Annotated in this window: 7 protein-coding genes; 3 read left to right on the top strand and 4 right to left on the bottom strand. The window is 71.3% G+C overall.

What is annotated here, in order from left to right; translation table 11 throughout:
- Positions 1–50 precede the first annotated feature (50 nt).
- Positions 51–1925: an AMP-dependent synthetase/ligase gene (locus AQJ84_RS12590; protein WP_053190530.1), complete on the top strand. Its 1875-nt coding sequence runs from the start codon at positions 51–53 to the stop codon at positions 1923–1925.
- A gap of 138 nt (positions 1926–2063) precedes the next feature.
- Here AQJ84_RS12590 and AQJ84_RS12585 read toward each other — a convergent pair whose 3' ends face one another.
- Positions 2064–2639, bottom strand: a complete 576-nt coding sequence (locus AQJ84_RS12585; protein ID WP_030042982.1) for a response regulator — start codon at positions 2637–2639, stop codon at positions 2064–2066.
- A 14-nt stretch (positions 2640–2653) separates the two neighbouring features.
- A complete protein-coding gene (locus AQJ84_RS12580; protein WP_225889090.1) occupies positions 2654–6784 on the bottom strand; it encodes a HAMP domain-containing protein in 4131 nt (1376 codons plus the stop codon).
- A 102-nt stretch (positions 6785–6886) separates the two neighbouring features.
- Here AQJ84_RS12580 and AQJ84_RS12575 point away from each other — a divergent pair, with 102 nt between their 5' ends.
- Both AQJ84_RS12575 and hemW read left to right on the top strand, forming a co-directional pair.
- Positions 6887–8833, top strand: coding sequence for an ATP-binding SpoIIE family protein phosphatase (locus AQJ84_RS12575; RefSeq protein WP_053190532.1), 1947 nt, complete (start codon positions 6887–6889; stop codon positions 8831–8833).
- 32 nt (positions 8834–8865) lie between these two features.
- Entirely contained in the window at positions 8866–10098 is a 1233-nt protein-coding gene (hemW, locus tag AQJ84_RS12570) for a radical SAM family heme chaperone HemW (protein WP_030042988.1), read from the top strand.
- A gap of 4 nt (positions 10099–10102) precedes the next feature.
- Here the strand turns inward: hemW and AQJ84_RS12565 are convergent, their stop codons facing one another.
- Positions 10103–10909 carry a DUF3097 domain-containing protein gene (locus AQJ84_RS12565; RefSeq protein ID WP_030042989.1) on the bottom strand — a complete coding sequence of 269 codons (807 nt, stop codon included), beginning with the start codon at positions 10907–10909 and terminating at the stop codon, positions 10103–10105.
- Between the two features lie 34 nt (positions 10910–10943).
- The gene (locus tag AQJ84_RS12560; RefSeq protein WP_030042990.1) at positions 10944–11672 is read right to left on the bottom strand and encodes an MBL fold metallo-hydrolase; all 729 of its coding nucleotides are present in this window, start codon (positions 11670–11672) and stop codon (positions 10944–10946) included.
- Between the last annotated feature and the right edge of the window lie 124 nt (positions 11673–11796).

Here is an 11796-nt window from a genome sequence, read left to right as displayed (position 1 = left end):
ACTCAGCCGCAACTCAGCCAGCCGCACCGTCGCGGGCCCCGGAGGATGTCGTGAGCGACACACAGACACTGATCGAGAACCGCCCGCCGACCGTGGCGGCCCTCTTCCTGGAGCGCGTGGCGGCCACACCGGACGCCGAGGCATACCGCTATCCCGTGCCTCCCGCGTCCGGTGAAGGCCCGGACGACTGGAAGTCGCTGAGCTGGGGGCAGACAGCCGAGCGGGTCTACGCCATCGCAGCGGGCCTGATCGAGCTCGGCGTGCAGCCGGAGCAGCGGGTCGCCCTCTCCTCCTCGACCCGGGTCGAGTGGATCCTCGCGGACCTGGGCATCCTGTGCGCCGGCGCCGCCACCACCACGATCTATCCGCAGACCAACGCCGAGGAGTCGGCGTTCATCCTCGCGGACTCCGGCAGCAGGGTCCTGTTCGCGGAGAACGCCGAGCAGCTGGCCAAGGCGCGCGAGAAGCACGCCGAGCTGCCCGACCTCACCCATGTCGTGGTGATCGACCCGGCCGACGCCGAGACCGGCGACTGGGTGCTCACGCTCGCCGAGCTGGAGCAGCGCGGTGCCGCGTACCTGGAGAAGAACCCCGACCTGATCAAGGAGAAGGTCGGGGCGATCACCAAGGACCAGCTCGCCACCCTCATCTACACCTCGGGCACCACGGGCCGCCCCAAGGGCGTACGCCTCCCGCACGACAACTGGTCGTACATGGCGAAGGCGATCGCCGCCACCGGCCTGGTCAGCAGCGAGGACGTGCAGTACCTGTGGCTGCCGCTGGCGCACGTCTTCGGCAAGGTGCTCACCTCCGGCCAGATCGAGGTCGGGCACGTCACCGCCGTCGACGGCCGCGTCGACAAGATCATCGAGAATCTGCCGATCGTGCAGCCGACGTACATGGCGGCCGTCCCGCGCATCTTCGAGAAGGTCTACAACGGGGTCGCCGCGAAGGCCCGTGCGGGCGGCGGCGCCAAGTACAAGATCTTCCAGTGGGCGGCCGGCGTGGCCCGCGAGTACGCCAAGGTCACCCAGGACAACTTCCGGCGCACCGGCAGCGCGTCGGCTCCCTTCGGACTCTCGGCCAAGCACAAGGCCGCCGACGCGCTCGTGTACGCCAAGATCCGTGAGGCGTTCGGCGGCAACCTGCGGGCGTGCGTCTCCGGTTCCGCCGCGCTCTCGCCCGAGATCGGCTACTTCTTCTCCGGCGCCGGCATCCACATCCTCGAGGGCTACGGCCTCACCGAGTCGTCGGCCGCCTCCTTCGTGAACCCCGGCGAGGCCTACCGCACCGGCACGGTCGGCAAGCCGCTGCCCGGCACGGAGGTGCGGATCGCCGACGACGGCGAGATCCTGCTGCGCGGCCCCGGCATCATGGAGGGCTACCACGGGCTGCCCGAGAAGACCGCCGAGGTGCTGGAGTCGGACGGCTGGTTCCACACCGGCGACATCGGCGAGCTGTCGCCCGACGGGTACCTGCGGATCACCGACCGCAAGAAGGACCTCATCAAGACGTCCGGCGGCAAGTACATCGCGCCGGCGGAGGTCGAGGGCCAGTTCAAGGCGGTGTGCCCGTACGTCTCCAACATCCTGGTGCACGGCGCCGACCGGAACTTCTGCACCGCGCTGATCGCGCTGGACGAGCCGTCGATCCTCCAGTGGGCGCAGGAGAACGGGCTGGAGGGGAAGCCGTACGCGGAGGTCGTCGCCGCGCCGGCCACGGTCTCCATGGTCGAGGGGTACGTCAAGGAGCTCAACGAGGGGCTTCAGCGCTGGCAGACGATCAAGAAGTTCCGGTTGCTGCCGCGGGATCTCGACGTGGAGCACGGGGAGATCACGCCGAGCCTGAAGCTGAAGCGGCCCGTGGTGGAGCGGGAGTACAAGCACCTCATCGACGAGATGTACGCGGGGTCGCGCGAGGCGTAGTCAGGGGCGGGGGACTGTTCGGGCGGCTGACGGCATGCCGTGGCCGGTCGTGCGGTTCCCCGCACTCCCGAGGTCGGGCCCCCGCGCTCCCGAGGTCGTTGGCCCGCACTCCCGAGGTCGGGCCCCCGCGCCCCGAGGTCAGTTCGCGCGTCCTCGGGTCACCAGCTGCCGTAGCTCCCTGACCTGTGTGTGCAGCACCCGTGGGTCAGGGGGCGGGTCCTGCTCCAACTGCCTCTCCAGCGCGGCCAGCCGACCGTTCACCTCCTGGTACTCCGTGTGCTCCTGGGCCAGCAGCCGCCGCAGCTGCTGGTTCTTCCGGTGCAGGTCCAGGAAGACGGTGACCTTGGCCCGCAGTACCCACGGATCGAACGGCTTGGTCAGAAAGTCGGCCGCCCCCGTCGCGTAGCCGCGGAAGGCGAAGCCGGAGTCGTCCTCCGTGCCGGTCAGGAAGATGATCGGGACGTCCTTGGTCTGGTCGAGCCGTTTGATGTTCGCGGCGGTCTCGAAACCGTCCATGCCCGGCATGCGTACGTCGAGCAGGACGAGGGCGAACTGCCGCCGGAGCAGCGCCTTCATCGCCTCCTCGCCCGAACGTGCTCTGAACAGCGGTTCGTTGAGGGACCCCAGGACGGCCTCCAGCGCTATCAGGTTGTCCTCCATGTCGTCGACCAGGAGGATGCCCGCACGGTCGTCGGTCGTTGCCTCAGCGCTCATGTGACTGACCCCATTCAGTCGTCGGCCGGTGGGACCACGAGTTCCTCGACCTCGGCGTGCTCCTCGTCGTCCGGGCTCTCGGGGTCCAGGAGTGCGCAGACGACCGTCAGCAGCTGGTCGACGTCCACCGGCTTCGGTACGTAGTCGTTGGCGCCCCGCGCGATGGACTTCTCGCGGTCTCCCGGCATCGCCTTCGCGGTGAGGGCGACGATGGGCAGGCCCGTCCAGCGGGGGGTGCGGCGGATGGCGGCGATGGTCTCGTAGCCGTCCATCTCCGGCATCATGATGTCCATCAGGACGAGTTCGACGTCCGGGTTGCGCTCCAGTGTCTCGATGCCCTCGCGGCCGTTCTCCGCGTAGAGGACGGGCATCCCGACCCGCCCCAGGACGTGGGTGAGGGCGAAGACGTTGCGGATGTCGTCGTCCACGATCAGTACCCGCCGCCCGGCCAGGACCTGACCGGCCCGGCCCGACGTCCATTCCTCCAGCTTGGTCGGCGTGGGCCAGGAGTCGTCCGTGTCGTGCGCGGCGTGGAAGGGATCGGTCGACAGCTCCTCCGGCGCCGGCAGCGGACGGTCCTCGGGGACCGGCCCGGTGGCCGAGTGGCCGGGGCTGACGACGGGGACGTACAGCGTGAAGGTGGATCCCTCGCCCGGTTCGCTCTCGGCGACGATACGGCCGCCGAGCAGGCCCGCGATCTCCCGGCTGATGGACAGGCCGAGGCCGGTGCCGCCGTACTTGCGGTTCGTGGTGCCGTCGGCCTGCTGGAACGCCTCGAAGATCACCGGGAGTTTCTCGGAGGCGATGCCGATGCCGGTGTCGAAGACCGCGAAGGCGATCACCTCGTCGCTGTCGCGGACATAGCGGTGCTCGGGATCCTTGAGCCGGTTGACCCGCAGCTCGACCCGGCCGGTGGCGGTGAACTTGATCGCGTTGGAGAGCAGGTTGCGCAGGATCTGCTGCAGGCGCTGCTCGTCCGAGTACATCTCGCGCGGCACGTCCTCGCCGACCGTCACCTCGAAGGCGAGCCCGCGGTCCAGGGTGAGCGGTCGGAAGGTGGCGTGGACGTAGTCGAGGAGCTTGATCAACGGCAGCCGCTTGGGCCGTACGTCCATGCGGCCGGCCTCGATCTTCGAGAGGTCCAGGATGTCGTTGATCAGCTGGAGGAGGTCGGAGCCCGATCGGTGGATGGTCGTCGCGAACTGCACCTCCTGGTCGGAGAGATGGCCGTCCGGGTTGTCGGACAGCAGCCGGGCGAGGATCAGCAGGGAGTTCAGCGGGGTGCGCAGTTCGTGCGACATGTTCGCCAGGAACTCCGACTTGTACTGCGAGGAAGTGGCCAACAGGGCTGCCTTCTCCTCCAGTTCCGCGTTGGAGCGCTGCAACTCGGCCTGCTGACTCTGCAGTTCGTCCGAGCGTTCCTGGAGCTGCATCGCCAGGCGCTGGGACTCGCCGAGCAGCGACTCCGTGCGGGAGTTGGCGATGATGGTGTTGATGGCGACGCCGATGGTGTTCACGAACTGGTCGAAGAAGGCCAGGTGGACGTCGGAGAAGCGGGAGAAGGACGCCAGCTCGATCACGCCGAGGAGCTTGTCCTCGAAGAGGATCGGGATGATGACGACACTGGCCGGGGCGGCCTCACCGAGCCCGCTGTTGATCTTGATGTAGTCCGGCGGGGCCTCCTCCACCAGGATCCGCTTCTTCTCGCGGGCGGCCTGGCGTACGAGTCCGTGCACCGGCATGCCCCCGGTGTCCACGGTCGCGCCCTGGGCCGAGCCGTAGCCGGCGATGAACGCGAGTCCCTTCGCAGGAACGGTTGTGCGCAGCGAGGCGCCGTCCTCGTCCGGGTCGGCCAGGAAGAACGCGCCGTACTGCGCGTTGACCAGCGGGGTCAGCTCGCGCAGGATCAGGTCGGCGACCTCCATCAGGTCCCGGTGGCCCTGCATCAGCGCGGCCAGCCGGGCCAGGTTCGACTCCAGCCAGTCCTTGGCGCGGGTGGTCTCGCGGAGGTTGGCGACCATCAAATTGATGTTGTCCTTCAGCTCGGCCACCTCGCCCTGCGTCTCCACGGTGATCGAGCGGGACATGTCGCCCTGCGCCACGGCCGAGGCGACCTCGGCGATCGCCCGGACCTGGGTGGTCAGGTTGGACGCCAGCTCGTTCACGTTCGTCGTCAGGCGCTTCCAGGTGCCGTAGACGCCCTCCACGCGTGCCTGGCCGCCCAGTTGGCCCTCTGAGCCCACCTCCCGGGCCACCCGCGTGACCTCGGAGGAGAAGGAGGACAGCGTGTCGACCATGGTGTTGATGGCCGTCTTCAGCTCCAGGATCTCGCCGCGCGCGTCCACGTCGATCTTCTTGGAGAGGTCGCCGTTGGCGACGGCGGTGGTGACCTGGGCGATGTTGCGGACCTGCGAGGTCAGGTTGTCGGCCATGTAGTTGACGTTGTCGGTGAGGTCCCGCCAGACGCCGGAGACACCCAGCACCTGGGCGCGGCCGCCGAGCCGGCCGTCGGTGCCGACCTCGCGGGCCACCCGGGTCACCTCGTCGGCGAAGGCGCGCAGCTGCTCCACCATCGTGTTGACGGTGTCCTTCAGCTCGAGGATCTCGCCGCGGGCGTCCACGGTGATCTTCTTGGAGAGGTCGCCGTTGGCGACGGCGGTGGTGACCTGGGCGATGTTGCGGACCTGCGAGGTCAGGTTCAGGGCCATGAAGTTGACGTTGTCGGTGAGGTCCTTCCAGACCCCGGAGACACCCCGCACCTGGGCCTGACCGCCGAGGTTGCCCTCGGTGCCGACCTCGCGGGCCACCCGGGTGACCTCGTCGGCGAAGGCGGAGAGCTGGTCGACCATGGTGTTGATGGTCGACTTCAGCTCCAGGATCTCGCCCTTCGCCTCCACGGTGATCTTCTTGCCGAGATCGCCCTGCGCCACGGCCGTGGACACCAGGGCGATGTTGCGGACCTGGGAAGTCAGGTTGTCCGCCATGAAGTTGACGTTGTCGGTGAGGTCCTTCCAGACCCCGCTGACGCCTCTGACCTGGGCGCGGCCGCCGAGGTTGCCCTCGGTGCCGACCTCGCGGGCCACCCGGGTGACCTCGTCGGCGAAGGCGGAGAGCTGGTCGACCATGGTGTTGATGGTCGACTTCAGCTCCAGGATCTCGCCCTGGGCGTCGACGGTGATCTTCTGACTCAGGTCGCCGTTGGCGACGGCGGTGGTGACCTGGGCGATGTTGCGGACCTGCGAGGTCAGGTTCGAGGCCATGAAGTTGACGTTGTCGGTGAGGTCCTTCCAGACCCCGCTGACGCCTCTGACCTGGGCGCGGCCGCCGAGCTGGCCCTCGGTTCCGACCTCGCGGGCCACCCGCGTGACCTCGTCGGCGAAGGCGGACAGCTGGTCCACCATCGTGTTCACGGTCAGCTTCAGTTCCAGCAGCTCGCCGGTCGCCTCGACCGTGACCGTACGGGTCAGGTCGCCGCGCGCCACCGCCGTGGTCACCAGGGCGATGTCGCGCACCTGGGCCGTCAGCCGGGACGCCATGGTGTTGACCGCCTCGGTCACGTCCCGCCAGCTTCCGGACAGGCCCGTCACCTTGGCCCGCCCGCCGAGCCGCCCCTCGGTGCCGACCTCACGGGCCACCCGGGTCACCTCGCCGGTGAACAGCGACAGCTGGTCGACCATCTTGTTCACGGCACGGCCCAGGCGCCGCAGGTCCCCGCGCAACTGCCGGTTGCCGTCGTGCAGGTCGACCCGTTGGGTCAGATCGCCGCCGGCCACCGCGTCCAGCACCCGCGTGGCGTTGGCCGCCGGGGCCACCAGGGCGTCCAGCAACTGGTTCACGTCGTTGACCCGCGAGGTCCAGGCGCCCTGGCCGGGACTGGCCGAGAGGCGCTCGTCGAGCCGGCCGTGCCGCACCAACTCGCGCTTCACGCGCTGCACTTCCGTGTTGAAGTGCGTGCTGCGGTCCATGATCTGGTTGAAGACGGCGGTCAGTTCGGCCACCAGACCGTGGCCGGACTCCGGCACCTTGGAGAGGTCACCGTCCCGGGCGGCGGTCATCGCGGCGAGCAGAGGACGCAGATCCGATGCTCGAATCAGGCCATCTTTCTGTCCCTCTTCGAGCACACGCGTAGCACTGTTCTCACTCATGGCGGCCCACTTCGGTAACTCGGCGCTTATGGGCGTGGCCAGTCTGTCACTCTGGCGGCATCGACTGAGGCGTATTCGTCCGAACCGCTCGGGGAGCTGTAGATGGGGGCCATTCCGACGCAACGGGAGACCGTTGCCCGTGCCTCTGATGCGCCTGCGCACGAGAGCGCGCCCCCGCGCGCCGAGGCGCGTCCGCCCGAGGACGTGCCCGCGCGCGCCGAGGCGCACGTCGCTCTGCCCGGCAGCTCCCACGCGCCGGGCGCCGCCCGCGCGCTGTTACGCGGGGCGCTCGCCGAGTGGACCGAACGCGGCCTGCCCGGCACCGCACACCTCACCGACCGGCAGGCCGGCGACGCCGTGGTCGTCGTCAGCGAGCTGGTCACCAACGCCGTCGTGCACGCCGGCACCGACGTCGAGCTGGACTGCCGGCTGGAGCCGGAGACCGGCGCCCTCGTCGTGGAGGTCCTGGACCACCACCCCTCGCGCCCCCCACGTGACGGCTCAGCCGAAGCGTCGTACGAGCCGGCGGACTACGGACGTGGTCTCAGGCTGGTCGCGGCCCTCGCCGAGTCCTGGGGCGTCACCTACCGCACCGGCGCCAAGACGGTCTGGGCGCGGCTGTCCGCGCAGGGCGAGTCGTCCGCCGACGCCCGCGAGTCGTACACCGGAAGGCGCGGGCTGCGGGTGGCCGGGATACTCGCCCCGGAGCCGCGACGCACCGAGCAGGACCGGGACTGGCTCAACCGCGGCGCCCTCTCCTTCCTGGCCGAGGCCTCCGACCTGCTCGCCGGACAGCTCGACGAGAACCTGGTGGCGGCGCTCGCCGGGCAGCTGATCGTGCCGCGGCTGGCCGACTGGTGCGCGGTGTGGCTGGAGGACGAGCTCACCGGGGGCCGCAGCGGCTGGGCGGCCGACGGGACCTGCGGGGCGGGGCCGCGCCTGGCCCGGGTGTGGCACGGCAGCGAGAACCGCATCGAGGAGCTGCGCCAGGCCCTGGAGAAGGAACCACCACGTCCGCCCGACCCGTCCCGGCCCGGCCCGGCGCCCTTCCCGTGGCCGGGCGAGGCGCTCGGCCCGCACGGCACCCACGGGGCCGCGCTCGCCTTCCGCCTCGCGGCCGGCGGCCGCCCGCTGGGCACCCTGGTCATCGGCCGGACCGGGCTGGTGCCCTTCCCCGACGAGATCACCGGACTGATCGAGGACCTCAGCCGCCGGGTGGCCCTCGCCATCGGCGCGGCCCGCCAGTACACCCGGCAGGCCACCATCAGCGCCGTCCTCCAGCGTGGACTGCTGCCCGGCGCGGTGGCCGAGATACCGGGGGTGCGCAGCGCCCTGGTGTACGAGCCGTGCGACAAGGGCGGACCCAGCGGCGACTTCTACGACCTCTTCCCGGCCGGCGACGGCCGCTGGTGCTTCGCCGTCGGCGACGTCCAGGGCAAGGGGCCCGAGGCCGCCGTCGTCATCGGCCTGGCCCGGCCCTGGCTGCGGCTGCTGGCCCGCGAGGGCTACCGGGTCGCCGACGTCCTGGACCGCCTCAACCAGCTGCTCCTCGACGACGCGACGGAGGCCGCGGACGCCGCCGCCCGCGCGCTGGCCTCCGCGGGCGGCCGGCCCCTGGGCCCCGGCGACGGCCCGCAGACCCGCTTCCTGTCCCTCCTCTACGGCGAGCTGGCCCCCTTCGACGGCGGGGTACGCATCACCCTCGCCTCCGCCGGGCACCCCCTCCCGCTGCTTCTCGGGGCGGGCGGCGAGGTCCGTACGGCAGCGCACCCGCAGACCCTCCTCGGGGTCGTCGAGGACGCCACGTACACCAGCGAGACCTTCGAGCTGCGGCCCGGCGACAGCCTGCTGTGCGTGACCGACGGGGTCACCGAGCGGCGCAGCGGATCGCGCCAGTTCGACGACGAGGACGGGCTGGCCGAGGCGCTGGCGGGGTGCGCGGGGCTCGACGCGGAGCTGATCGCGGAGCGCATCAAGCGGCTGGTGCACGCCTTCGGGGTGCGGCCGCCGGAGGACGACCTGGCGCTGCTGGTGCTGCAGGCCGAGTAGGCCGGTGCCGCGCGTGCTGGACAATGGAGGGCATGCCTTCCGCACTCCCCGACGGCGAGCCCGTCCCCGACGACGGTGCCCTGCCCGCGCCCGCGCTCGCCGGGGCGGCCGACCGCCCCCTCGGGTTCTACCTGCACGTCCCGTACTGCGCGACCCGCTGCGGCTACTGCGACTTCAACACCTACACGGCCACCGAGCTGCGCGGCACCGGCGGGGTCCTCGCCTCCCGCGACAACTACGCGGACACCCTGATCGACGAGATCCGCCTGGCCCGCAAGGTCCTCGGCGACGACCCCCGCGAGGTCCGCACGGTCTTCGTCGGCGGCGGCACGCCCACGCTGCTGGCCGCGGGGGACCTCGTGCGGATGCTGGGGGCGATCCGCGACGAGTTCGGCCTGGCCGCCGACGCCGAGGTCACCACGGAGGCGAACCCCGAGTCGGTGGACCCGGCGTACCTCGCCGAGCTGCGCCGGGGCGGCTTCAACCGGATCTCCTTCGGCATGCAGAGCGCGCGGCAGCACGTGCTGCGCGTACTGGACCGCACCCACACGCCGGGGCGCCCGGAGGCGTGCGTCGCGGAGGCCCGCGCGGTCGGCTTCGACCATGTGAACCTCGACCTGATCTACGGCACCCCGGGGGAGTCGGACGACGACTGGCGGGCGTCCCTGGAGGCGGCGCTGGCGGCCGGACCCGACCATGTGTCGGCGTACGCGCTGATCGTCGAGGAGGGCACGCAGCTGGCCCGGCGGATCAGGCGCGGCGAGGTCCCGATGACCGACGACGACGTGCACGCGGACCGGTACCTGATCGCGGAGGAGCTGCTGTCCGCGGCCGGTTTCGACTGGTACGAGGTGTCGAACTGGGCGACCTCGCAGGCGGGCCGCTGCCTGCACAACGAGCTGTACTGGCGGGGCGCCGACTGGTGGGGTGCCGGGCCCGGAGCCCACAGCCACGTGGGCGGGGTGCGCTGGTGGAACGTCAAGCATCCGGGGGCGTACGCGGCGGCGCTGGCGGCCGGCCGGTCGCCGGGCGCCGGGCGGGAGCTGCTGTCGGAGGAGGACCGTCGGGTGGAGCGCATCCTGCTGGAGCTGCGGCTTCGGGAGGGGGTGCCGCTGGACCTCCTGCGGGCGGACGGTCTCGAGGCCTCCCGCCGGGCACGGTCGGACGGTCTGCTCCAGGAGGAGCCGTACGAGCAGGGGAGCGCGGTGCTCACCCTGCGCGGGCGGCTGCTGGCGGACGCGGTGGTGCGGGACCTGGTGGACTGAGCGCTCAGTCGCCGGGAGCCGTGACGAAGTCGATCAGCTCCTCCACCCGGCCCAGCAGCTCCGGCTCCAGGTCCTTGTAGGAGCCCACCCGCTTCAGGATCGCCTGCCAGACCGCGCCCGTGTTGTCCGGCCAGCCGAGCGCCCGGCACACGCCCTTCTTCCAGTCCTGGCCGTGCGGGACCCGCGGCCACGCCTCGATCCCCACCGCCGACGGCTTCACCGCCTCCCAGATGTCGATGTAGGGGTGGCCCACCACCAGGGCGTGCTCACTGGTCACCGACTCGGCGATGCGCCACTCCTTCGTGCCGGGGACGAGGTGGTCCACGAGGATGCCCAGACGGGCGTCCGGGCCCGGATCGAAGTCCGCGACGATCGAGGGCAGGTCGTCGACGCCCTCCAGGTACTCCACGACCACGCCCTCGACGCGCAGGTCGTCACCCCACACCTTCTCGACGAGCTCGGCGTCGTGCCGGCCCTCGACGTAGATGCGCCCGGCACGGGCCACGCGCGCGCGTGCGCCGGGGACGGCCACCGAGCCGGAGGCCGTCCGGGAGGGACGCGCCGGCCCCGACGGAGGCCGTACGAGGGTCACCACGCGGCCCTCCACCATGAAGCCCCGCGGCTCCATCGGGAACACCCGGTGCTTGCCGAAGCGGTCCTCCAGGGTGACCGTGCCCGCCTCGCAACGGATCACCGCACCGCAGAAACCCGTCCCCGGCTCCTCGACCACGAGGCCGGGCTCCGCCGGGACCTCGGGTACGGGCTTGGGCTTCTTCCACGGCGGGGTCAGGTCCGGAGAGTACTGGCGCATTCGGATGACGATAGGAGAAGAGGCGGCGGGGTCCTCACGACACGCCGAAACGCGCCGCCAGGGCGTCCCGCTGCGCCCGGACGAACGCCGCGTCCACCACCGCTCCGTGACCGGGCACGTACAGCGCGTCCTCGCCGCCGAGGTCCAGCAGCCGGTCGAGGGCGGCCGGCCAGTGGGAGGGCACGGCGTCGGGACCGGCCTGGGGTTCGCCGGACTCCTCGACCAGGTCACCGCAGAAGACCACCTCGGGCGAGCCGGGCACGAGGACCACGAGATCGTGGGCCGTGTGGGCCGGGCCCACGTTCGCCAGCAGGACCTGGCGGCCGCCGCCCAGGTCGAGGGTCCACTCACCCGAGACGTGGTGGCGGGGCACGGTCAGCGCGTCGACGGCCTCGTCCGCCGTGCCGGCCTCCAGCCCGTTGCGTACGGCGTCCGCGCGCAGCTCGTCACGGCCGTGCCGGGCGGTGAGGACGGTGTCGATGCCGACCGCGCCGAAGACCTCCGCGCCCGCGAACGCCGCCGCCCCGAAGACATGGTCGAAGTGCGGGTGGGTCAGCGCGAGATGAGTCACACGGTGCCCGGCGAGTTCCCGTGCCCGAGCCCGCAGCCGCGCGCCCTCCGCCAGGCTCGACCCGGCGTCGACCACCAGGGCCGTGCCCGCCCCGACGACCAGCCCGGCCGTGCAGTCCCAGCCCGGCAGCCGGCACCGCCCGACCCCGGCCGCCAACCGTTCCCACCCCAGCTCTTCCCAAGTCACCGTCATACCGCGACGCTAGCCAGAACAGCACCTCCGGGCATCACGACCCACGACCGGCCTTGCCCGGGGCGTACCCCACGGCCGTACACTGGCCCCGTGTGTGCTGGCACTCGGATGGGAAGAGTGCCAG

Origin of the sequence: Streptomyces resistomycificus, from assembly GCF_001514265.1 — a bacterium.
Taxonomy (GTDB): domain Bacteria; phylum Actinomycetota; class Actinomycetes; order Streptomycetales; family Streptomycetaceae; genus Streptomyces; species Streptomyces resistomycificus.
The sequence above is the reverse complement of the archived record's forward strand: the minus strand, read 5'-3'. Positions and strand labels throughout refer to the sequence as shown.